Origin of the sequence: Mesorhizobium huakuii, from assembly GCF_014189455.1 — a bacterium.
GTDB lineage: Bacteria > Pseudomonadota > Alphaproteobacteria > Rhizobiales > Rhizobiaceae > Mesorhizobium > Mesorhizobium huakuii_A.
On sequence record NZ_CP050299.1, the window covers coordinates 28,074 to 52,479 of the forward strand.

Here is a 24,406-nt window from a genome sequence, read left to right on the forward strand (position 1 = left end):
TCCAAACAGTCAGCGAGCCGATGTCGAGCAAGATCATCAACTTCAAACAGCGCGACATCACCGATTGCGGGGCCGCCAGCCTTGCCTCTGTCGCGGCCTTCTATGGCCACAAGCTGCCATTGTCGCGGATCCGCCAGTATGCCTCGACCGACCGCTCCGGCACCACTGTGCTGGGCCTCATGGAAGCGGCCCGCAAGCTGGGCTTTATTGCCAAGGGGGTGAAGGGTGGCTTCGACAGCCTATACAAGATCCCCAAGCCCGCTATCGCCCACGTAATCGTCAAGGACGTCCTGCACCACTTCGTCGTAATCCAGGCGGTCGACGCTAGGTGGGTCACCGTCATGGACCCAGCCTATGGCGAAGTCCGCAAGCTGTCGCACGAGGAATTCAAAACCCAATGGACTGGCGTCCTGGTGCTCCTGGTTCCAGCAGACGCCTTCAAGCCCCGCGACGAGACCACCTCACCCCTAGCTCGCTTCGCGCGTCTGCTTGCGCCACACAGGGCGGTGATGGCGCAGGCTCTTGTCGGGGCGCTGGTGACGACGATCCTCGGCCTCTCGACGGCCATTTACGTCCAGAAGATCGTCGATCATGTGATTACAGCTGGCAACCGCAACCTGCTCAACCTGATGAGCGTCGCCATGCTGCTGATCTTGGTTGTACAGGTCCTGATCAATCTCCTCAGAAACCGGCTCGTCTTGCAAACCGGGCAGAAGATTGATGTCCAGTTAATCCTCGGCTACTATAATCATATCCTAAGCCTTCCCCAGAACTTCTTCGACAGCATGCGCTTGGGCGAAATTATATCCCGCATGAACGACGCGGTGAAGATCAGGAACTTCCTGAACGACGTCTCGATCAATATGTTCGTCGACGCCCTAATGATCCTGTCCTCGCTAGGGATGATGTTCATCTATTCTTGGAAGATTGCCTTGGTCGTGGCGGTCTCCATCCCCTTGTACCTCTCGGTCTATTGGATCATCAACCGGCTGAATAGAAAGCGCCAGCGCGCCATTATGGAGAATGCCGCCGATCTGGAGGCGCAACTGGTGGAATCACTCGGAACTGTCTCCACGATCAAGACGTCCGGCCTAGAGAGCTTCGCCAGTTTAAAGGTGGAGGCCCGCTTCATCAAGATGCTGCACTCCGTCTACAGTTCCGGTCTCATTTCGATCTTCGGAGACAGTGCCTCGACCTTCCTCGCTGCCCTATTCACCATTGTGCTGATGTGGTTTGGAACGTCGCTCACCCTCGATCAATCCATTACGCCCGGTGAATTACTGTCCTGTTATACGCTGCTCGGCTATGTCACCCGGCCAGTTGACAGCCTGATCCAGACCAACCGGATCGTTCAGGATGCACTGATCGCGGCGGATCGCCTGTTCGACATCTTCGACTTGGAGCCGGCAAGCGGCGGCGGCATCGATGCCACCAAATCCGACATTGGCGACATCCACCTGGAGAAGGTCACGTTCCGCTATGGTAGCCAGATCGAGCTTTTCCAGGATCTTAGCGTCACCTTCCGCCGGGGGGAAATGACAGCGGTGGTGGGGGAAAGCGGCTCGGGCAAGAGCACCCTTGCGGCGCTGCTGCAGAATGTCTACCAGCTTGAGGGTGGACACATCCGGATAGGCCGTTTTGCCCTCCAGGACCTCTCGACCGTATCCCTGCGCAAGGTTGTCGCTGCGGTGCCGCAATCGATCGACGTGTTCTCGGGCTCGGTGATCGAGAATATCGCCCTCGGCGAGTTCGAGCCGGACATCGAGAAAATCATTCGAATCTGCGATCAAATAGGGCTGCGGGAGTCGATCGAGCGCTGGCCCGGTGGCTTCCACGCCAATCTGGGCGAGAACGGCCTACGCCTATCCGGCGGGGAAAGGCAGCGTCTTGCGTTGGCTCGGGCTCTGTACCGGGATCCGGAGATCCTCATCCTCGACGAGGCGACCTCCTCTCTCGACTCTTTGGCAGAAGCGTTTGTGCTAAAGCTGGTTGAAGAACTGCGTCGAGCCGGCAAGACTATCATCGTCATCTCTCATCGGCTCAGCACCATCTGTGGGGCCGACAAGATCGTGGTCTTGGACAAGGGGCGGGTTGTTGCGGAGGGAACGCATGCTGATCTGCTGACAGCTGAAGGCGCCTACGCTCGCCTGTGGCGAGCTTGAGCGCATTCTCCTCCTGGAGCCGCATCGGCCTTGCATTTCGCGCCGTCTCGACGAATAGTTAGCGGCGCTAGCCGTCACGCCTGCGGCCGCTCGGTCGGCCCCGGATGAGGGCCTTCAAGATATGCACGGATACATGTTCCAGGAAAGCCGAGGTTCGATCCGACGCTGACCCGTGGGCGGGGGGGCTACGAGCCGGTGCCGGACCGAACCGTCTCAGGCAACGCCGCGTATCTCGTCAAACATTGGGGCATCGGCGCGGCGAAATTGTGGCGAAACCGTGTCACATTGTCACCAATCCCAACAGACACTCCCTCAACGTGACAGGACGTTTCGCAAACAGCGCGGCGCCCCCTACTGGCCGGGCTAAGGACGGCGTCGAAAGGTTTACCGGCCGGCGCTTCCAAAAACACTGATCCAGTCGTGCAAAAACGACAGACGAGGTAGACGTTTGAGTCCGCATACCTGCCTGGCCAAGCAGTTCGCCGGCCTCACTGCCTGACCAGCATATCGCAATGTCCATTTTCTGGGTTTGAAATATATCCTTCAACGAAATTCACAGAGACTTAGCGCAAAAAATTGTCGGCAATGATACGCTCGCCACAACATCCAAGTCCCTGGCGGCAAAACCCTGACGTGTTTCATATGTCCGGCCGCCGCGCAGCATTTAGTCTTCGATTGAGCGAATGCCAAGAAGAGATCGCATCCTGGTTGAAGGAGATGGAGTGGCAATGTTTGCTTATGCTACCCGGATTGGTGCTGACCGATGATGACACTGGTCAGACGTCTGCGGACGGCAGCGCATCTTGATCGCCTTCGAATCCTGGGCCTTTGCGCGCATGCAGACCTAACTGTCTGCGAGCTGGCCGAGATTATGGGTCTGCGTCGCGAGCACGTTCTGCGACACCTTAGGCTGCTCGCCAGAGCCGATTTTCTTTGGTGCGACGATCAACGTCGGTCCTACTATCTGAAAGCAGGAGGCAAGGACGGCGGGCTGGTTCAATTCTTGGTCGATCTCCTGCCCCCCAACGATGGCCATCATAAACGAGACCTCCAACGCCTCGAAGCGACGATGCAAGACGCTCGGGCGAAGGGGACCTCCTGCTTAATCGTCGAGACAGACCAACCCAAAAAAGCGGAGCGCGAAACTATCATGGACAACTCCGCCGACGACGCCATCGCGCAGCCCGACACCTACGGACGGTCTCCCTTGGCCGCGGTCGATTGCCGCGTTCACGAACTGCTTATAAGACAGGAGCGGCAGGAGCGCACGACGCTCAAACTGATCGCTTCTGAGAACTTCGCCTCTTCGGCCGTGCTGGAAGCGACCGGCTCGATTTTCACGAACAAGTACGCCGAGGGATACCCCGGTGCGCGCTACTTCGCGGGAAACGAGATCGTCGATGAGCTTGAGAACCTCGCCATTGAGCGCTTGAAAACACTATTTGGCAGCGAACACGCCAACGTCCAGCCTTATTCCGGCTCGCCGGCCAATCAGGCTGTCTATCGCGCGCTTTTGAGCCCGGGAGACAAGGTGATGGGCTTGTCTCTCCCCGGTGGGGGGTCATCTGACACATGGATGGGCCGTCAACTTCTCCGGCGCTGATTACAAACGCGTCCCCTATGGGCTGCACGAAAAGACGCAGCAGATTGACTATCACCGCTTGCGCGAGACGGCCAAGCGGGAACGGCCGAAACTCATTTGGGTCGGCGGAACGGCTTATCCGCGTGTTTTTGACTATGCGGCAATGGCCGAAATCGCTTCGGAGGTGAACTCCTATCTGGTGGCCGACATCGCACACATCAGTGGCCTGATTGTCGCAGGAGCGCACCCGAACCCCGTCGGCCATTGCGACGTCGTCAGCAGCACGTCTCACAAGTCAATCCGCGGTCCCCGCGGGGCTTCATTTTGTCAAGGAATGAAGATCGCTACCAGGCGCTCTATCATCCGAAAAGCAAACACAATCTCGCCAAACGTATAGACCGTGCGGTGTTCCCTCTCCTGCAGGGCGGACCGCATATGAATATCATCGCCGCTCTAGCTGTCACTTTGCAGGAAGCCGCGACCCCGTCCTTCCGTGTCTACGGTCAGCAGATCGTCAAGAATGCCAAGGCGCTGGCCCAGGCGCTTCTGGAGCGAGGGTATGACCTGGTCACCGGGGGGACTGACAATCACATGCTGATCCTGGATATGCGCGATCGACCACTGTCCGGCAAAGCCTATGCGGAGCGATTGGCAAAGGCAGGCATCATTACGAATTTTAACATGGTGCCGGGCGACCCGCGCCATCCGGCGGTCACAAGCGGAATTCGCCTGGGGTCGCCAGCAGTGACGTCCATGGGCATGCGCGAGGCGGAAATGGTGCAGATTGCCGCCTTCATCGACCTGGCCTGCCGCCAGCCCAATGATCCGGATGTCCATGCCTGCGTGCGGAGAGAGGTCGCCGACTTCTGCGCTGCGTTCGAGGTCCCTGGCATCACCGACAGGTAAGGCGGGCAAATCGAAGGTTGCCACCTAACTCCAACATCTGAAGCGAGGACATTCAATGACTAGGCAGTTCGTATTCTCTTCCGAATCCGTCGGCGCGGGACACCCGGATAAGATGGCCGACAACATCTCGGATGCCATCCTGGATGCGATCCTCCGCACCGATCCGAAGGCGCGCGTCGCGTGCGAAGCGTTGGTGAAAACAGGGATGGTCGTTCTGGCTGGCGAGATCACTAGCGATGCGCAGGTCGATTACAGCCAAGTTGCCCGCGAGACGATACTCGATATTGGATACGATGACGATGCCATCGGCTTTGATGGTCGCCGTTGCGCCGTCGTTCTGGCTCTCACCGAGCAGTCGCCCGACATTAGCCAGGGCGTTGACGAGGGACGAGGGCAGGATCTCGACCAGGGAGCGGGGGACCAGGGCCTCATGTTTGGCTTCGCATGCAGCGAGACCGATACACTCATGCCTTTGCCGATCCAACTCGCCCACAGTCTGACGAAAAGGCAGGCGGAGGTGCGGAAGGCGGGACAGCTTGGCTGGCTGCGCCCGGACGTAAAATCTCAAGTGTCCGTCCGCTATGAAGGTTTGCGCCCGGTGGCGCTGGATACCATAGTCCTGTCGACGCAGCATGCGGGGGAAGTCTCACCAGAAACAGTCCGCGAAGGCGTCATCGAGGAGATCATAAAGCCGGTCCTGCCTGCCAACTTGGACACGACGGGGATCAGGTTCCTGGTCAATCCAACCGGCCGGTTCGTGGTCGGTGGGCCACGCGGCGACTGCGGGCTCACCGGACGCAAGATCATCGTCGATTCCTACGGTGGGATGGGTCGTCACGGCGGCGGCGCCTTCTCGGGCAAGGACCCATCCAAGGTTGACCGCTCGGCCGCCTATGCCGCGCGGTACGTCGCAAAGAATGTCGTTGCCAGCGGCCTTGCGGAGGTCTGCGAGGTTCAGCTTGCCTACGCAATCGGCGTGGCTGCCCCGGTGTCTATCCTCGTCAACACTTTCGGGACCGCAAAGATCGAGGAAAAAAGATCGAGCGCCTTATTCTCGATCTTTTCGATCTCCGACCAAAAGGCATCATCAAGATGCTTGATCTCTTGCGCCCGATTTACCGCAAGACCGCGACATACGGACACTTCGGCCGTGAAGAGCCTGAGTTCACATGGGAGAAGACGGACAGAGCTGACGACTTGCTGCGTGAGGCAGGACCGGCAGCTGCGTGAGGCGCCGATGTTGGATCCAGCTACATGCGGCAACCCATTCCAACTCCCGAGACCCGCGCCCGGCCGGCATGGCAGAAGGCCAGCGGACCGTTGAGCGGAGACTTTGATGCCGGAATATGACGTGCTTTGCATCGGCAATGCCATTGTCGACATCATCGCCCAGTGCGACGAGGAATTCCTCGAGACCAACGGCATCATCAAGGGCGCGATGAACCTCATCGACACCCAGCGCGCCGAATTGCTCTACAGCCGCATGGGCCCGGCGATCGAGGCCTCCGGCGGCAGCGCCGGCAACACGGCGGCCGGTGTCGCCAGCTTCGGCGGTCGCGCCGCCTTCTTCGGCAAGGTGTCGAATGATCCGCTCGGCGAAATCTATATCCACGACATCCATGCCCAGGGCGTCGCCTTCGACACCAGGCCGCTCAAGGGCCTGCCGCCGACGGCGCGCTCGATGATCTTCGTCACCCCCGACGGCGAGCGCTCGATGAACACCTATCTCGGCGCCTGCGTCGAGCTCGGGCCGGAGGATGTCGAGGCCGACAAGGCTTCCGGCGCCAAGGTCACCTATTTCGAAGGCTATCTGTGGGATCCGCCGCGCGCCAAGGAGGCGATCCGGCAGACGGCCAAGCTGGCGCACGCGGCGGGCCGCGAAGTGTCGATGACCCTCTCGGATTCGTTCTGCGTCGACCGCTACCGCGACGAATTTCTCGACCTGATGCGCTCGGGCACCGTCGATATCGTCTTTGCCAACAGCCACGAGATCAAGTCGCTCTACCAGACATCGTCGTTCGACGAGGCGCTGGCGCAGATCCGCAAGGATTGCAAGATCGCCGCCGTCACCCGCTCGGAAAAGGGCTCGGTCATCGTGCGCGGCGACGAGACCGTGGTCATCCAGGCGACGGCGATCAAGGAACTGGTCGACACGACAGGCGCCGGCGACCTCTATGCCGCCGGTTTCCTGCATGGCTACACGCAAGGCCGCGACCTCAAGACCTGCGGCGATCTTGGCTCACTGGCGGCCGGATTGGTGATCCAGCAGATCGGCCCGCGCCCGCGCCAGAACCTGCGTCGCGAAGCCGAGCAGGCGGGACTCGTCCATCCGCACGTTCCAATCGCTGGCTCTCGCCTTCCCGTTGAGAAGGCTGTCCAGGGACCGCGGGTAAATTGAAACCCCACGATCCCCGATAGGCGGCGGCTTTCCGTCTGCGTCCAGATCAGCAGAGGGATAATATCTGGGTTCCATCTTGTCTTCGCGGCGGCAGAGCCAAGCCTCGTCTCAATCGGATTTAGGCAGAGAGTTGCTGCTGGGCAAAGCGAAACCTTGGCGCCGGAGCCGTGCTTCAGTTCTCCTTTGGCACCGCCGTGCCAGATTCTGGCCGGGTGGTTTAAAACACCCGCAGAAATCGCGCACCGATCCCTCGCGGTCGACCTGTTCTTCCTTTTTGAATAGTTAGGACCGACACATGGCAGTTCGCGAGATAGCTGCGTCTCGGCGCTACGCCCTTCAGCTAGCCCGCCTTAGCCCTTTGCGCCTTCTCGGCCGCGGGTCTCAAATGGGCAAGTGCTGCGCATGACTCAGCGGATCGTACGAGACAGATCTCGGCGCCCCCTTCAAGAATTCGCCGCGCATGTCGACCGCAACGGCTGCCTATCATCGTCTCGTTGCTCCCTCCGCCGTCTTTTCCCGTCGAGGCCTCATCGATAGTATTGCCGTACCATCTGTGTTGATGCCGTAGCCTTGCCGAAAGCTCTATGCCATACGGATGTTGGCGCAGGCGTCCGCCAGGTCGGGCTTCAGCTCCAAGGAAGCACCTACCCCATCCGAATACCGCGTGGCAGGGACGCGCATGACGGCCGTGCCGATATACTGCCCGGACAAAGCGATGGCTTGATCAAGGTGTGGTTGTCCGGGGGGAACCAGCATGACCCGATTGCCGGATCAAAGGTAATGGCAAGCGGATCGGGCTCAATGAACTCGCGACGATCTCCGGCGCCAAACCTGGATCGCCGTGCGGCTGAATAGGGCAGCGCAGAGCATAGGTAGCTCATAATCAAGGTTTGAGACAGGAGCGGCAGCCGACGAGCCGCGCCAGGCGATCGTGCTGGAGTTCTGGATGGTACGCTGGCGGTGTCAGCGGTCCACCAGCCATGCCGGCGGGGATGACGGCGTGGGCAATGCAGTTGACGATGAGCCTTACTGCTTGAGTCTTCCGCAATGCCCAACGAGCTCGCGCAGGAGACCGATCAGGCGTTACCCACTCGTTGTCGGATTTCCGACGATGTCGGACATGAGACACAACGCTATCAGCGTGATCGCTTGTTCTGAAACGATTTTCTCAGTTGGCACGACACATGCGGTCCTATCCGCAATCGCACTGCCGCGCCGCACCGACTGAGAAGACCTCATCCCATGATCACCCTTTTCGAACATGCGGTCGCCCCCGCAAACACTGAGCTTTCCCAAGCCGACGGAAGCCATTGCGCTTTTCTTTCCTGGTTTGTGCGGACATGACCGCATTCGATTTCCGTCCAACGCTGAATGCTCCCGACGACGATCCCTACCTTTGGCTCGAAGATGTGGAAGGCGAACGGGCCCTTGACTGGACCGCCAGCCAGTCGGCAAGGACGCTGAAGCACTGCGGGGGAACGCGGTTCGAGCGCGACCGCGCGGCTCTGACGATGATTTTCGACCGTTTCGACAGGATTCCCGCGATTACGCGCCGCGGTCAGTACCTCTACAATTTCTGGCGAGATGCCGGAAATCCGCGCGGATTGTGGCGCCGGACCACCCTTGCCGCCTACATGAAGGCGGATCCCCAGTGGGAGCTACTGCTCGATCTGGATGCCCTCGCGGCTAGCGACGGAGAGGACTGGATTTGGAGTGGCGCGTCGACCGAGCCGCAGAGACGGGAAAAGGCCGTTCTGCGCCTATCGCGCGGTGGCAGCGACGCGGTCGTACATCGCGAATTCGACCTGATGTCTCTGAGCATTGTCGCCGACGGTTTCAATCTCCCGGAGGCCAAGGGCTCCATTGATTGGCTCGACCCTGACACACTTCTGCTTTCCAGTGCGCTTGGAGATAGCATGGTCACCCGCTCCGGCTTCGCGCGTACCGTGCGGTTGTGGAAGCGTGGCGCGGATCCCCTCACCGCGCCGGCAATCTTCGAGGCCGGCTGTTCCGAATCCCTAGGCGTGTCTGGTCATGTGGACCGCACCGCCGAGAGCGAGCGCCTTTGGTTCATCGAGAATACTGGCTTCTTCGAGCAGATAGTCCGAACCGGCGACAAGAGCGGGCCGAAGATTGAAATCGACTTTCCTCGGGACGCCTGGTGGGGTGTCTTCGGCGATTGGCTGGCGGTAAAGCCGGGCAAACCCTGGACGGTGGGAGGGACGACCTATGCCTCCGACGTACTGATCGGCATCTCGCTTTCCTCTTTCATTGCCGGCGAGCGCGGCTTTGTCACCCTGTTCGAACCTGGCGACAGGCGCTCTCTGCAGTCATTCTTCTGGAACGACGGGAAGCTCATCATCTCCTATCTGGCGGACCTCGTTCCGCGTTTCGAGACGTTCACTCCGGGCCGGCAGGAATGGACGCGCCGAGCCCTGGACACCGTGCCCGCCGAAGGGACTGTCCACCTGTGGTCCCTCGATGCGGAAGATCACGAGACCAATGGAGAGATCCTCGTTTCGGCTCAGGACCCGATCACGCCACCGCAGCTGCTCCTATTGGACCTCGATACCGCGCCGCCTCTCAGCGCTTCGGTAATCCTGAAGCGCAACCCGGAAAATTTCGACGCAGCCGGGCTCGTGGTCACGCGCCACGAGGCAGTCTCGATCGATGGTGAGATGATCCCCTATACGCAGGTCGGTCCGGCGGACGGGAACGGCGATGCCCCGGTTCATCTCACCGCCTATGGCGGGTTCGGCATATCGCTCCTGCCCTCCTACAACTCTGCGCTCGGCAAGCTGTGGCTCGAACGCGGCGGCACGTGCGTGGTGGCGAACATCCGTGGGGGCGGCGAGTTCGGCACCCGTTGGCACGACGCCGGGCGCAGACAGGGCAAGCGTCTCGCCCATGACGATTTCGCCGCCGTTGCCGCCGACCTCGTGCGAAGGGGCATTACGCAGCCGAGGCGGATTGCCGCCGAGGGCGGCTCAAATGGCGGCCTGCTGATCGCCAACATGCTTACCCGCTACCCCGAGCATTTTGGCGCGTTGTTCTGCACAGTCCCGCTTATCGACATGCGCCGCTACACCAGGCTTTTGGGCGCAAGCGGGATTGACGAATATGGCAATCCCGACAAGCCGGAGGATTGGACTTTCCTCAAGGAAATCTCCGCCTATCACGCCGCGGCGCCGGGACAGCCCTATCCGCCTATCCTGCTCGCCACCACGAAGCGGGACGACCGCGTCCACCCGGGCCACGCGCGTAAGATGGCCGCAAAGCTGCAGGCTCTTGGCTATCCCGCCTACTTCTACGAGCCCAGCGCAGGTGGGCACAGCCACGGCAAGGACAACCGGGAGCGGGCCGCATTCATTGCCCTGGGCAACAATTTCCTTCGCAGTGCCATCGGCTGGCACGGCGATGGCGTTCGATAGGTGGGCGCGCAACCCGAACATGACAACGTGTCAAACAAAAGTGAGCATAGATCGGTGATTGCGCGAAGGCGCAAGTAATGTCGGCACAGTCTCGTGCAAGTTGGCATGAGAGATTGCTTCAATGTACATTCGCCAGAGGAGATTCTTAGTAGTGCAGTTCATCATTTCTGAAGGTAAAGGAGAGAATATCATGGCGAGAAAGCGAATGGGCGTGGCGCGGGGAGTAACAGCGGCCGTCGTCCTGATGATGGTGGGGCAGCAGGCCGTCGCGGCGGAGCCTCCGGTAGCCGCAAGCGTCCCGCAGGCAGGGGTCTTGGTCACGGAAGCGCCAAGCCCTTGGCAGATCCGCCTGCGTGGGTTGGGGGTCATCACTAAGGATTCGGGCTACGTCAATGCGGTGCCCGGCTCCGGTCTTTCCTATTCGGACACCGTGATCCCGGAACTCGATATCACCTATTTCTTCACGGACAACATCGCCGCCGAGCTTATCCTCGGCACCACCTATGCCAACATCGACGGCCAAGGAACGCTCGGCGGGCTGGGCAATATCGGCAAGGTTTGGCTGCTGCCGCCTACGCTCACAGTGCAGTATCATTTTACCGATTTCGGCGCCTTCAAGCCCTATGTCGGTGCCGGCGTGAACTACACGATCTTCTATAACCAGCATGCCGGAAGCGCCGATGCTCTCAAGGTTAAGAACACGTTCGGCACCGCGCTGCAGGTCGGGTTCGACTACATGGTGGATCAGCACTGGGGCGTCAACTTCGACGTGAAGAAGCTTTTCCTGAAGCCAGACTTCGACGTCACCGTGGCCGGGGCGAAACTGACGGGCAAGGCCGAGCTCGATCCATGGTTGATAGGCGCAGGTGTCACTTACCGCTTCTGATACGGAAGGCGAAGGTGGCTCTCCGACAGCCGATCTGACATTAAGGGCGCCTCGTGCGCCCTTTTGCCGTCGGCCCGCCGGTCCACTTTTGTCAACCAGCCGTCAACCCAGGTTGTCCGAGCTGTCGGATATGCGACCTATGCCTGCACCAGCACAACGTGGGATGTGGAGGCCCCGGACACGCAGCTCAGCCATGACTACACGCCACCGGCTGAGAATAACCCCGACCAGAGGAGCGTCTCGCCCGACGGCAAATGGATCGCCTCTATCGATTGCAGGATGTTGCGCTTAGCCGGGACGGATCCGAGGGCAATTACTACGTCTTTTCGACACTGAACTGGTCGCCGGACTCGCGCCACCTCGCGGCTTACCGCGTTCGCCCCGGCTACAAGCGGGAGATCCCCTACCTCAATTCGTCGACGGACCAGTTGCAGCGCGAATATTCAACGATGGTCTATCCCAAGCCGGGCATGTCCTTCCGCTCCGCTGCCCCAGCCGGACCTGTTCGACATTGCCAGCCGGCGCCAGGTCGCGATTGACAACGCCCTGTTCTCGAATCCCTTCGAACTTTCCTCTCTCCAATGGTGGGAGGACGGGCCGCAGCTTCACTTTCGAATATAACCAGCGCGGGCATCAGCTCTATAGGCTCGTCGAGGTAGACGCCGCCACTGCCGCGCGCGCTGCCTGATCGATGAAACCAGTGAGACCTCCGTCGATTACCGGCCGCTGGCGGCGGGATCAGGAAGGTACCGGAAAAACCTTTCGTCACGATGTCGATGACGGGAAGGAGATCATCTGGGTGTCCGAGCGCGACGGGCACGAGCACCTGTACCTGTTCGCCAGACGGACGGGCGCGCTCAAGAGCCAGATCACCCGAGGTGAGTACGTGGTCCGGGGGGTAAACTATGTCGATTCGGTCAAGCGCCAGATCCGGTTCGAGGCGAGCGGGTTGAACCCGCGAGAAATACACCCTCCCGGAACAGTGCGATGCGCCGATGGGTCCAAGGCCTCGTTCCGTCACGGTCATTTTTGAGCAGGTGCCGGCCTTGGCCGCAACGGCGGCGGACATCATTCCTTGGATGCCACCGCCAATGACCAAGAGTCGACGCGTCATATCCCGCTGCCCATTTCTTCGCCTGCTGTGTCGCACCAGCTCTCGAGGGAGGTTACGGCTGATGAATCCAGGATGCTCGGGGTTCGCGTATGGCGAGCGCCCAAGAAGGCTGTTGAGGATGCGACGTGCGCGCCAGGCCAGCAGCCTAAGATTCGGATCGGCCAGCCCGCGCTGCCCGAGGTTCGCGTTCTGTACGAAGATGCGTCTGTCACGCGGTCCGTCCCAGGACACCGAAAAGTCCTCGCCAATAACCATCTCTTTGTCGATCTGTTCCAGCCGGTCCGCGATCGGTTCCAAGAAGCCTGGCACCGCGTTCTCGTAACCGGTGGCCAGGATGACGATGTCGGCCGTGACTTCTTCGATATCGTCAATGCCGCGCTGCAGGGTCAGCCTGTGACCCGCGCCGGCGTTGATGCAGCGCGAGACGTTGCAACCCGGCCACAGTGCGATGTCGCATTGGTTTGGCTCGAGAAATTCGTGGCGATACAGCGCCTGATACACAGCGCGCAGCGTGCTTTCCGAAATGCCGTCCGAGGCAAGCACAAAACGCCGAAGGAAGAGCTTGCGCTGCGACTCGCTCATCGCCGCGAAACGATCCGAAAAGCAGGGCATGAACAACTCGTTTGTGAACGGGCTGTTGTCGATGGGCAGGTAGTTTTCGCGCTGTGAGACCCAAGTGATCGAGGCAGGCCGCTGTTCGTTCGGCCGGCTGACAAGATGCAACAGCACCTCGGCTCCCGACTGTCCCCCGCCAACCACGCAGACATCCTTTTTCCGCACTTCTGGATGGATGTGCAGTACATCAGATGAGTGGAACAGGTTGGCCCCAGTCCAGCCCTGAAACTGAGGCGGAATTTGCGCCTGCTTGCCAATGCCGACCACCACGTTTCTGGCGCCAAGAACCGCGTCGTCCGTCCGCACCTGAAACTCGCCGTCAAAGCGGATTTCGCGCACCGTCTCTCCGCCGCGGACAAGCGGATTTTTTTGGAAAGCCCAGTTCAGGTACTGCTCGAACTCAGCTCTGAGCACGGCCTCGAACTGTGCGTTCAGGAAGTGGTACAGACGCCCGTTCTCGTGCAGGTAGTTTACGAAAGTGTAGGCCGATCGCGGATTCACCAGCGTGACCAGATCCATGAAGTGGCTGACCTGGAGCTCCGAGGAATCGAATGCGCTGCCTGGATGCCAGCGGAAGTCGACTTGCCGATCCAGGAACAGTGCCCCTTGCCCGATTTCCTCGTGTAACTGACACGCAAGGCTCAAATTAGACGGGCCAGCACCGACCCCAATGCAAGAGTGCTCCACTTGTCTTGCTCCTATAGCGTTTCCCAATAAGGGATGTTCGCGGCAAGTATCGGCCATAGCTGTTGGGCTTACCCTCCAGCAGTGATTCTCGACCTTGGTGCCGCTGGATTTGCAGCAGTTTGTCCTCGCGTTCGTGTTGTCGGGTGTGAAGCCCGTGGATCCCGCCCAGTGATAAGATCAACAACTCATGCCGGCGACATGTGGCGATTGGGCGGATTGTCGTATGTCCGCCACGTCGCCGTCAGCGACATGCTTCCAAGCCTCCCGTATTTAATCCGCGCAGTCGCCCGCCTTGGCCATGATGCGCCGACCTTCGACCGGCTTGGTGACCGTCAAGGCTGCGGTGTTGAATGCAGCGACAGTATTTTTCGATGAGGCTGATCAGAGGAGGACATCCGCTGGGGCGTTCTGAATGTCCCTGCATCGAACGTGCCAGAAGGAAATTATGTCAAACCAACGGGCAGCAGGTTTGTGATCGGGTCGGGTATCTGCTCACGGCAGACTCAGACCAAGTTGCAACGGCCAAAATGTTTAGAGAACGATTCCCCGATAAGCAGATCATTAGTGCTGCCCGCCGGGCCGATCTCACAGCAAAAGAGATTTTGCCTCACGTTCACGATATCCGGTCAATCGAGAAAGCGACTATTGAAGCCTGCCAGTTTGAGGGTGCGGTCATAATCGTGAACGGTGAAAGGGTGGCTAAACGACCAGCTGAATATGCGCCGCCCGAAACTGCCGCCATTCAAATTGCAAACTGAGACAACCGCAGCGTTGTGCAGACTGTTGCGGATGGAATGCTGGACGAGACAATTAGAGCGTTACTGCATAGGACCAGTGACGCGTCAGACGCGATAAAAAGTTCCAAAGGGCAAGGCCGTTCTCCTGGTTGGAAGTGATGCGGGTCGGCAGCTCTCGCCGACTCGCACTTAAGTTTCAAAGCTCGTGCCATTAGCTGAGCTTTGCTGGATGGAACCGCAACAGCGCCGACTCAACCGAGGCCTAGAATGAAGCGCCGATTAGGTGAATGGATAGGCCGCGCGTTCAACGGGTAGAGTGAGGTAAATCGCTCGATGTCTGCGGGGTCGACGCCGACCGGCTCCATTGCCACCATCCACTCGACGTTTTCGGTGCATGGCGGTGTCGTCAATGACCCCTCGTAGGTCCAGTAGCCAAGCGACGCAGGCAGGAGCCCGTTGGGATCGACCTCGTCGACCGCGATCTCCTCGCCTGACTTTCCGGGAAAGGCCGCGGCAAGGCCGGCAAAGCTGACATTTGTCGCGCCCGGCCTCAAAAAGACGCCCAGCACACCCAGACCACCGCTCTGTGTGTCCTTATGAACGAAATGCGCTTCCATCGGGAAGGTCTTGCCCGCCACCTGGTGTTCGCTCGGCGCATGAAAATGGAACTGTACCAGTTCGTAGACACGATCCCCGCGAGTCAGCGTGCTGCCTTCCGGCATATTGATTTGGATGGTGTGACCGTTGTTCACCATGTTGCCGCCGCCTTTTCCCCAACCGATGGCGATATGTGGAATCTCGGCCTTGACTGCGCTCTTGATATTGATCGGTGATTGCTGCGTGCCTGCCGAGCAGGCGAAATTTTTCTTGTCCAAATCGGCCCAGTGCTCCGGTCCGTCCGGGCCTGTATATCCCCAATGAGTGCTGACCGCATGCGCGGCTTGAACGCAAACCGGGCATGCTCCGAGTGCGACGAACCCTTTAATCAGATTACGACGATGCATATTGTTTTTGCTCCTTAATGCGAACTGATGTTTCCGATTGCCGCTGTCCTAGCAGGCCCCTGATCGCCAATAGGGCGACGCATGTGGTCAAGTGCGGGGCGACGCCTGGCGCAAGCCTTGGCTTCCGTCCATGAAGCAGACTGGCGGCTTCGACTCCGCAACCGCGCTGATTTTAGGCTAACTGATTACAGGTTGACATTGAGCAGACCTGAACGTGGTGGCACACCAATAACACTCGCGGCGGTACCCCATCTAGGGTTGCGTACAATCTTGCGAATTGTTCTCGCTATTCGCGGCGGCAGAGGCAAAAGTGCTTCGACATTCGATCGTGGAACTGGAACACAGCGCCCACGGCAGCCGTCACCAGCGTAGGGGACTTTTTCGCCGGGATCGTAGAACTTCTCATTCTCCTCACAGAAACTACGCGGTTTGTCGCGGCCGTTGTCACGGGAGAGTGCGTCCCAGCCTTGTTCGCGACCGATTGATCCTTGCCCTCGCAAGCCAAGGTGGCGTCATCGCCTCGACTAACGTCGTTCCAGACATTGCCTTGAAATCCAAGAGCACGTCGTGACCCTCGCTGCCGAGGGTTTCGGGAACTTGAGCTACCCGAATACCCATTGTTATCCCAAATACTACTTGTGATACGGCCCACCAAAACCAAGCGCCTTCATATATTTCTCAGCGGAGCTTTGGAAAATCGATTGGTTGGATGGCGCACATTTACGGGATGGATATCTTGATGTCGCGTTCGCCTTTCTGCTTACCAATGCCGCGGCAGCGGCGGATGAGCAGCGAGGATCCGGCGGATGCGGAGGCGAAGATGGGTTTCGGTGTTCTGCAGCACCCCGCGCGGTCTCTTTGGAGCAAGTGATGATCTAGTCACCCCGACCATGGCGCGTGTTATCGCGTGTTATACGGCGAACAAAAAAGGCGACGGGCGGCGGCGGGCAGGGACGCCGGCGACCAGTTGCGTTCCTGCGCGTCTGTGGCATGCCGGGCGACATAAACAGGTTGGGGTCCATCGCTACTTCGAACCCAACATGGTCTGAAACCGGTCTGGTCGCCATCTGGTTTATCTCGGAGGTCAGTGTTCATGCACCGGATTGAGATCGCACTGCTGATCACACAGTCGCGGTTACCAGTAGTTGTACAGTCCCGCCGGAGGCGGCTGTTGCGGGGGGCAGTCCACCCGCCACGAGCGCGGATGAGATCGGTCGCGAATTCAAGCAGCTTGGGCCCTCCGCGACGCACGGCCGACAGGCAGAATTATCGAAGCAAGTTGCGTGCCGGACTTGCGCCGATGATGCTGCACCACTTCTCCGTGCGCGCGGCCCGGCCAGGTCACGATTTCGTCGGGCTTTCGACATTCTCGTGCAGTCTCAGACACAACATGGTTTGCTGGTGGATACCTCACCTCACCCCACCTCAGTCGCGCAAACGGACCGACCTGCCCTGAACGAACGCGGCAGCCACCTGAGCCAGAGCGGAAGTTGTGACCGCCTGACAGTACGCGCCCGTAGTGCGACCTTCGGGGTGTGATTGGACGCCCACCGCAAACTGCCTGTCTTGCGAGCCCGCGGATTTCCGAGCTTTACGACATCGCCGATCGATACCACTTCGATCCAGGGAACGCTGATACGGTGACCTGGTCGAGCTCAGTACCTTTGCTGAGGGGCGAGTAAGCGACTAAAGGCGCGCCCCGCTCCTGCTCGCGCCGAACGGTTGCCTGCGAAGCAGTGAACCCCTGCTTCAAGTCAAATGGCATGGCGCTTGCGATGTAGTCCCTAGAACGCATCCAGCACATATGAAAGCCACGAACGAACATGGCCTACACGCGAAGCTGCATGCAAGCGCCTGAGGAAACTATGCCCATTCCGGCTATACATCGACGTATCATCCCTTCCAGACCTCCGTGCTCGGTAGCTGTCTTGCGCATGGCTGTTCTGGGACCGACGCGCCAATTCATGGCGCTCCCCCAATTGCTGGCCGGTCCTGATCAATGTGTGAGTGTCAAAGAACTCCCAAAAAGGGATGCCCAAGCTGACGTCGGCGCGTCACTGCCAACCACCTTCGGTACTCCGAAATCGGGGCTCTCTCGCAACCCAACAGTTGGCGCGTCACAGCCCTATTTCGAAACTGCCCCTTCTGATCACCACGCCTGTTTCCTCGATGACGAGCAGCGGGTCGTCGATGTCCCCTTCAGGCGATCGCCGCAAAAGGCTGTCGGCGCCGCCCGATGCCACCAAGATCACCTATGTCGACGTCGTTCGGGTGATGAAGACCAGAAGCCAAGATGCTCCCATCCCACGAGAATCAAAGCGGGTCGGGAACCGCAAGACCTTATCTCGTGCCTGGGGCGCCGAGGCCGACAAATGTCGGCACGCCCAGAAGGCGTGCACAAGTTTTCATTTAAAGGAGCAAGCTGATGACGGTCCACAAGAGGGTTCCCTTCGTCACCTTTCTCACGCGTGTGCGCGATGAGTCAGTTCAGGGGCCCAATCCATATCGCTGGGAAGAAAAGACATCCGACGACTACTTTGCCGGCAAGCGCGTCATCCTGTTCTCGCTACCTGGCGCCTTCACGCCGACCTGCTCGACCTACCAACTGCCCAAATTCGAAGCCCTCTATGACGAGTTTGAGAAGGAGGGAATTGAAGCCATCTACTGCCTTTCCGTCAACGATGCCTTCGTCATGAATGCGTGGGGGAAATCCTTGGGCCTGCAGAAGGTGCGGCTCATCCCGGATGGATCGGGCGAGTTTACGCGCAAAATGGGCATGCTGGTTGCCAAGGACAATCTCGGCTTCGGTATGCGCTCTTGGCGCTACGCCGCCCTTATCAACAATGGCGTGGTGGAGCAGTGGTTTGAGGAGGATGGTTTCTCCGACAACTGCGAGGCCGACCCCTATGGCGTATCATCCCCGCAGAACGTTCTTGAAACCCTCAAGGCTGCCGCATGACCTAGCGGCGTCAAAGCCTCGCAGATCCCATTGGCCACCGCCAGAGCCACGCTCGACAGGAGTCGCGCCCACCATGCAATCCTCAGCAAGCCTGCTTCAGCGTCAGAAGCAATCTATGATTGCGTCGCCTCAACTGATTGAGTCGATCCGATTGCTGCAACTGGCGCATACCGAGCTGCATCAGTACGTGGGGCAGGAAATCGCAAAGAACCCGCTTTTGGAGTTGGCGCCAAGCGAGGAAGGGCCGTCTGGAGATGATTGGTCGATTCCGGGAGAGGATCCCGACATCGGCGCACGTGAAAAGGACTTTGACAAGCCGACCAGTGCCGAGGCCCCGGAAAGGTTCATGCAATCGAAATCGACCGGCAACACAGCCAACGCCCCGCCGGGCGCGGGCAATGCAGTCGACAATTTTTCCGTCTCCGCCGAAACATTGCACGACCACGTCGCGCGTCAGATCGCCCTCACTGCGTTCACATCGCAGGAGAGGCTGATTGCTGGCCAGCTTGCCGCTCACCTGGAAGATACTGGCTATCTTCAGGTAAGCCTTGTGGAACTGGCCAGCAGCCTAAACGTCCGGGCGGACGATGTGGAACGGGTGCTCGGAATCTTGCAGCACTTTGATCCACCGGGACTTTTTGCGCGAACTCTCAGCGAATGCCTTGAGATCCAGTTGCGCCAACGAGACCGGTTCGACCCGGCGATGGCAGCGTTGGTTGCCAACCTTGAGATGCTTGCGCGACGCGATTTTCAGGCATTGAAGCAGCATTGCGGCGTCGATGAAGAAGACCTTCTCGACATGTTGCATGAAATCCGTGCTCTCGACCCCAAGCCTGGAAATCAGTTCCACACCGGAGGGCCGGAATGCGTCATGCCTGAAGTCTGGGTCATGCCCTCGCCTGGCGGTGGGTGGCAAATCGAACTTGATCCGAACACGCTACCCAAGCTGCTGATCAACCATACCTACTTCGCCGAAGTCTCGCGCGCGGCCGTCCAAAATTCGAAAGATCAAGCATTTCTCCACGAATGCTTGCAAAACGCGAACTGGTTAATCCGCAGCCTCGATCAGCGCGCCAACACGATTCTTAAGGTTGCGACTGAAATCGTGCGCCAGCAGGAGGCCTTTTTGGAACATGGCGTCTCCCACCTGAAGCCTCTCAATCTCAGGACTGTCGCTGAAGCGATCAACGTGCACGAGTCGACGGTAAGCCGGGTGACATCCAACAAGTACATGCTTACCCCACGCGGTGTTTTCGAGCTGAAGTACTTTTTCACTGTCGCGATCGCCTCCTGCGAAGGGGGCGACGCGCACTCCGCCGAAGCTGTGCGCCATCGGATCAAAGCGATAATCGCCGGAGAATCGCTTGCTGACGTGCTTTCCGACGATGATATCGCTGTCCGGCTCAAGGAAACCGGCATCGATGTTGCACGCCGCACCGTCACAAAATATCGCGAAGCGATGAACATCCCCTCCTCTGTGCAACGGCGACGGGAAAAGCGCTTATGGCTAGAGGGCGATCAAGGCTCCGCGGCCTAGCAGCGCTGACGAAAGCGGCGCTTAATCCAAAGCGATCCCGTTCTTGATGTGTGCGAGGCGGCTTTCGCCTTGCTCGGGGCCGAAGCAGCTTTCGAAATCATTGCATTCCCGGCAAGTGGGCGCGGTGCATAGCGAAAAACCTTCGGCCTCGCAGAGTTTGCGGTAGAAGTACTTCTTCCATTTCATGTTTTGGGTGTTGCCGGCTGCCAAGGTCGGAAAATGCGTGGCAAGCAGGCGGCTGAGCTCGGCCCGATTGAGAAGGCCAAGATCCTGCCAGAGATGGTTGTTGCGCATGGCACGCCGGGCGACGATCTTAGCGAAGCAGGCGCTCGCCGGATCGCCCGGCCGGGCATGCGCCAGCAGCAGGCTGTGCAGAAGTTCTTCTTCCATTTCCGGCTTGGGGTCGCATAGCTCGTCCAAGGCGAAGGCGTTTATCGCGGTAGCGGGGAAACTGTGGGTCAGCACGTCGCGCAGCTCTGCGCGCGAAAGGCCGGTCGACTCCGTCGCCGTCGCCTCGCCGGCCTCGACCTCCTCGAGCGCACACGAAAGCACACAGGCAAGCACATGCTGATCGAACCCCCTCTTCAACTCGATCCGCGGCCATTGGCGGGCGCAGAGCCAACCATAGTGATGAGCGAACATGGTGCCGTTCTCCTGGTCGTCTGCCGCGACCTTGTCGGCCGCAACATGCGTCTGGCAGTTCTTTGGGTAAATGCGGGCTCCGCAGCCAATGCAGCGGCCGGCCTGGTCGACGAGCATGATCATGCGGTTGAGCTCGGCGTCGAGGTGTTCGCCCTCGCCGGCGCCGAGGATTCACTCGCTGATCGACGCTATGGAGGTGCACCGCGCGCGCGAGCAGACCTTGAAGCAGCGGCCGAAGCCGATGCAGGTCGTGCCGTCGAGAGTGGTCAGATATCGCGGCACCCATCTGGAGGCGTCGCGGGTGACGAAAGCGCTCATCGGGAGTTCCCCAATGCATGGAGCTTTCTTGCAGCTGCTGAGCGCCCGGGGTACCGCGGACATGCGGAAGCTGCATCCTCACTATGCGAGCGGCATAGTGACACCGCTTCCGGGCCGCAGACCAGAGCCACAGCGATGGATAGCCTGGCAAGGCACTGGTTTGACTGATCCTCGACATAGGTTACCCCCAACCCCATCGCGACAAGCGACCTGGAGATTCCGTCCTACCTTGTCCGCGCGCTTCTGCCCTTTCGAGACGACAAGCAGATGAGGTGGAAGCTCAAGCCGTTGCGGATTTCAAACCCTCGCCTGAGGGAGGGACTTGTTGACCGCCGGGATGATCTTGTCTCCCCAGAGCTCGATCTGGCGCAGCATTGTCTTTTGGTCGAAATCCCCCAATTGGGTCTGAATTGCGATCTGGTCCGGTTTCAGGATATCCATCTCTTCCAGTAGGCGATCAATCACGCGATTCACGCTGCCGATCGGCAGGTTCTCGCGCATAGTCTCCAATGACAGATCCTGCTGCGTCGGCGTTTCCTGCAGCAAATAGCCGTCCAGGCTCTGCTGGCGGCGCTGATGCAGTGCTTCAGACAGCCGGCGCTGGAAGCGGGCATTGTCGAGATAGCTGTTTATCTCTGCCTGGTCGTCGCTGGCATAGCAGCAACGCAGCAGCGATATCTTGGCGTCCGTGACATTCTTACCTTCGGAAGCCGCCGCCTCCTCGATCGATTCGCGCAGCGTGCTCAAAGTCTCTAAGCCGTTGTGGAATGCTGTGACAAAGAAATTGTGTCCCTCGCGATAGGCCCGGCTCATGCGCAGGGGACCGCCGGCGATCCAGATCGGCGGGGTCGGCTTCTGGACGGTGGGCACCGAAATCGCCGTCGGGGGTATCTTCTCATACCGGCCATCGTGCTCGAAGACATTTTGGTTGAGGCCCTTCAGAAGGATGTCCAGATATTCCGAAAAGATGGCCGGCGCCTCATCGATGTTGACGCCGAAGCGTTCGAACTCGAATTGCTGGTATCCCACGCCGACTCCGAGCTCGAGACGGCCGTTCGCCACGACGTCGGCGAAGCCGATCTCGGAAAGCAGTCGCTGCGGGTGATAGAGCGGCAACACGCAGACGGCAGTGCCGAGGCGAATGGTGCTTGTCAGGCCGGCGCAGTGCGCCACCATCATCAAGGGCGACGGAACAAGGCTGTAATTGTTGAAGTGGTGCTCGGCGAACCAGGCGGTGTTGAAGCCAGCCTGCTCCGAAAGAACGGCTTGTTCGATTGAGTTGCGGATGACGCTGTCGGAGGATTGATGATAGCCGCGCTGGGCGGCCAGGATGAAGGTTGCGAATTCCATGGTCTTTCATGTCTCCAGAGGGAATTGGTAGATCAGGGGATGCGATCGGCATGCGCGCAGAAGGCTTTGGCCACGGTGTGGATCCGATGCTTGGCGGCGGCATAGTCTTGCGGCAAACCGCTCGCATTCTGCGGTTGCACGCGCGCCCGCGAGCGGTTGGAACTGCTTCGACCGCGATGGGGACGTGTTCGTCGCCGCCGAAAATCTTCGATCCTAGACAGCGCTGCGGGCGCGGCGCGGGCGGAGCTTGAAGCCTTGGATGTCGTCGGCTTCGACGAGCCGCAGCCGTCGCCTGGCGAATGGCGAATGGCGATAATCAACCAGCGTCCTCCGCAAAATATTCGTCATAGAATTCGCTGGCGTTTCCCGCATCGCCGAACGAGGTCCAGCCGCCGTCCACATAGAGGATCGAGCCGTTGATGTATGAGGCGTCAGACGAAGCGAGGAAAAACGCCGCGTCTGCGACGTCTTCCGGCCGTCCCATCATGCCCATCGGAATTCGTCGTGCGATCGCTGTTGAGTCGATGCGGCCGGCCTTCAACTGAGCAAGTGCAGGCGTGCGGATGTAACCGGGAGCGACGGTGGCTGTCCGAATGCCGATCGGCCCGAGTTCGGCCGCCATGCATCGGGTCAGCATGTCCATCCCCGCTTTCGAGGCGCCGTAGGCATGGCGCGGCGCAAAGGGCAGAAAGCTGTTGATCGATCCGAGATTGAGGATCACGCCGCCGGGGCGCATCGCTTTGGCCGCCTCACGCGCGCAAGTGAAGGCGCCGGTGAGATTGACATCCAGGACCTGGTCGATTTCTGCCGGCATTTGTTCGATGCCCGCCACAAAGGTGTCGGCAATAGAAGCACCGTTGACGGGGATGTCGATGCGCCCGAAGCGTCCCCTCATCTCCTCGAACAGCGCCACCACCTCGCTCTCGATGGCCACATCCACGAATTTCGCCAGGTTCTTTCCGCCGAGCGATCCAGCGAGTACAGTAGCGGCAGCGCGATCTTTATCAGCAATCACGACGGTATCGCCGGTCGTTGCAAAACGGCGAACTATGGCGGCGCCTATGCCGTTCGCGCCACCCGTGACGAGCACGATTCGCGCATCGGTTCGTTCGCTCTCAGAAGAGAGTTCGGATCTGGGCGTCCCTTCCACCGCCGGGTGCGCGTCCCCCGGCTGGTTGAATGACGTCCAGCCGCCGTCGACCACCAGCACCGATCCGGTGATGTAGCGCGCCTCAACTCTGGTCAGAAAACGCACGGCCCGGGCGATCTCGTCGGGCCGCGCCATGCGGCCCATCGGCACGCGGCGGCGTACCGCCGCAAGGTCCATTTTACCCGCGCGTTCCAGTTCTGCGACCATCGGCGTGCGCACATAGCCTGGCGCAACCGCCGTCACGCGTATGCCGCGCGAAGCCCATTCGCATGCAAGCGACTTCGTCAACGAGATCAGGCCCGCTTTCGAGGCTGCGTAGGCATTGCGCCTGGGACTGCCGACCATCCCCGCCAGCGAAGCGACGTTGACGATGGCGCCGTCCAGCTTCATCCGCCTCGCCGCTTCGCGGGCCATGACAAACGGCCCAATCAGGTTTACTGCCAAGCCGCGCCGGAAGGCATCGGCTGCCGTGTCGACAGTCGCAGTCATGGTCGGTCCGATGGCCGCGTTGTTGATGAGAACGTCGATCTGAGCGAACTGCGCTTCGACCCGGCCATAAAGGGCGAGGACTTCCACGTCTCGCGAGACGTCGCATTCGAGGCCAAGATGCGGGTCGCCGAGGCCACGGGCCAGTTCAACCACGCCGCTGCCCGGAAGGTCCACCGCAACAACAGTGTCTCCACCCCCAGCAAGGATATCGACCAGGGCCCGGCCGATCCCGCCCGCGGCGCCTGTAATGATGACGATGCGTCCTTCCCGCTTCATAAGAACTTCTCCGCGCCGAGCCTCAGCGATGTCACCCCATCAATATTGGGCGGCCAAATGATCCGTTGCGGCAAAGCAGCACGTCCTGGTGATGGCCAGTTGGCCGGCGAAGCTGGCGACGGACCCTTTGATGAGAGCCGATCTGGATCCATGTAAGCCACTT

At 59.8% G+C, this 24,406-nt stretch carries 12 protein-coding genes and 6 pseudogenes; 10 read left to right on the forward strand and 8 right to left on the reverse strand.

The genetic code is table 11. The features are described from left to right. Window positions 1-20: 20 nt before the first annotated feature. The 4 genes and pseudogenes from HB778_RS37960 to HB778_RS37980 form a co-directional block, all read left to right on the forward strand. Window positions 21-2,162 carry a peptidase domain-containing ABC transporter gene (locus HB778_RS37960; protein ID WP_183465878.1) on the forward strand — a complete coding sequence of 714 codons (2,142 nt, stop codon included), beginning with the start codon at window positions 21-23 and terminating at the stop codon, window positions 2,160-2,162. A gap of 1,150 nt (window positions 2,163-3,312) precedes the next feature. Continuing rightward, a pseudogene (glyA, locus tag HB778_RS37970) lies at window positions 3,313-4,650 on the forward strand (serine hydroxymethyltransferase). 55 nt (window positions 4,651-4,705) lie between these two features. Then, window positions 4,706-5,880 (forward strand): annotated as a pseudogene (gene metK, locus HB778_RS37975) (methionine adenosyltransferase). Window positions 5,881-5,986: 106 nt separating this feature from the next. Next, window positions 5,987-6,976: pseudogene (locus HB778_RS37980) on the forward strand (adenosine kinase); the annotation flags it as partial. A 654-nt stretch (window positions 6,977-7,630) separates the two neighbouring features. On the opposite strand, the gene HB778_RS37985 reads toward HB778_RS37980, so the two are convergent. Then, complete coding sequence (locus tag HB778_RS37985; RefSeq protein ID WP_183465729.1) at window positions 7,631-7,804, reverse strand: hypothetical protein; 174 nt, start codon at window positions 7,802-7,804, stop codon at window positions 7,631-7,633. Window positions 7,805-8,388: 584 nt separating this feature from the next. Between HB778_RS37985 and HB778_RS37990 the strand changes: the two genes are divergently transcribed. The 3 genes and pseudogenes from HB778_RS37990 to HB778_RS38000 form a co-directional block, all read left to right on the forward strand. Continuing rightward, window positions 8,389-10,479 carry a prolyl oligopeptidase family serine peptidase gene (locus HB778_RS37990; RefSeq protein ID WP_183465730.1) on the forward strand — a complete coding sequence of 697 codons (2,091 nt, stop codon included), beginning with the start codon at window positions 8,389-8,391 and terminating at the stop codon, window positions 10,477-10,479. A gap of 190 nt (window positions 10,480-10,669) precedes the next feature. Next, window positions 10,670-11,365, forward strand: a complete 696-nt coding sequence (locus HB778_RS37995) for an OmpW/AlkL family protein (RefSeq protein ID WP_183455450.1) — start codon at window positions 10,670-10,672, stop codon at window positions 11,363-11,365. Between the two features lie 132 nt (window positions 11,366-11,497). Further along, window positions 11,498-12,329: pseudogene (locus HB778_RS38000) on the forward strand (DPP IV N-terminal domain-containing protein); the annotation flags it as partial. A 525-nt stretch (window positions 12,330-12,854) separates the two neighbouring features. Here HB778_RS38000 and HB778_RS38005 read toward each other — a convergent pair. Further along, window positions 12,855-13,838: pseudogene (locus HB778_RS38005) on the reverse strand (SidA/IucD/PvdA family monooxygenase); the annotation flags it as partial. A 293-nt stretch (window positions 13,839-14,131) separates the two neighbouring features. Between HB778_RS38005 and HB778_RS38010 the strand changes: the two are divergent. Continuing rightward, entirely contained in the window at window positions 14,132-14,539 is a 408-nt protein-coding gene (locus tag HB778_RS38010) for a hypothetical protein (protein WP_183465731.1), read from the forward strand. Between the two features lie 230 nt (window positions 14,540-14,769). On the opposite strand, the gene HB778_RS38015 is transcribed toward HB778_RS38010, so the two are convergent. Next, window positions 14,770-15,522 (reverse strand): carbonic anhydrase, encoded by a 753-nt coding sequence (locus HB778_RS38015; protein WP_183465732.1) that lies wholly within the window; start codon window positions 15,520-15,522, stop codon window positions 14,770-14,772. 2,117 nt (window positions 15,523-17,639) lie between these two features. Further along, window positions 17,640-17,765 (reverse strand): hypothetical protein, encoded by a 126-nt coding sequence (locus HB778_RS42995; protein WP_258598557.1) that lies wholly within the window; start codon window positions 17,763-17,765, stop codon window positions 17,640-17,642. Window positions 17,766-17,947: 182 nt separating this feature from the next. Between HB778_RS42995 and HB778_RS38020 the strand changes: the two genes are divergently transcribed. Both HB778_RS38020 and rpoN read left to right on the forward strand, forming a co-directional pair. After that, complete coding sequence (locus HB778_RS38020) at window positions 17,948-18,481, forward strand: peroxiredoxin (protein WP_183455271.1); 534 nt, start codon at window positions 17,948-17,950, stop codon at window positions 18,479-18,481. A gap of 73 nt (window positions 18,482-18,554) precedes the next feature. After that, window positions 18,555-20,018 (forward strand): RNA polymerase factor sigma-54, encoded by a 1,464-nt coding sequence (gene rpoN / locus HB778_RS38025; protein ID WP_183455272.1) that lies wholly within the window; start codon window positions 18,555-18,557, stop codon window positions 20,016-20,018. Window positions 20,019-20,039: 21 nt separating this feature from the next. Here the strand turns inward: rpoN and HB778_RS38030 are convergent, their stop codons facing one another. The 4 genes and pseudogenes from HB778_RS38030 to HB778_RS38045 form a co-directional block, all read right to left on the reverse strand. After that, a complete protein-coding gene (locus tag HB778_RS38030) occupies window positions 20,040-20,660 on the reverse strand; it encodes a nitrogen fixation protein NifQ (protein WP_183455451.1) in 621 nt (206 codons plus the stop codon). A 21-nt stretch (window positions 20,661-20,681) separates the two neighbouring features. Then, window positions 20,682-20,978 (reverse strand): annotated as a pseudogene (gene fdxB / locus HB778_RS38035) (ferredoxin III, nif-specific); the annotation flags it as partial. Between the two features lie 297 nt (window positions 20,979-21,275). Then, the gene (locus tag HB778_RS38040; protein ID WP_183465733.1) at window positions 21,276-22,328 is read right to left on the reverse strand and encodes an LLM class flavin-dependent oxidoreductase; all 1,053 of its coding nucleotides are present in this window, start codon (window positions 22,326-22,328) and stop codon (window positions 21,276-21,278) included. Between the two features lie 316 nt (window positions 22,329-22,644). Beyond that, complete coding sequence (locus HB778_RS38045) at window positions 22,645-24,243, reverse strand: SDR family oxidoreductase (RefSeq protein ID WP_183465734.1); 1,599 nt, start codon at window positions 24,241-24,243, stop codon at window positions 22,645-22,647. Window positions 24,244-24,406: the final 163 nt, after the last annotated feature.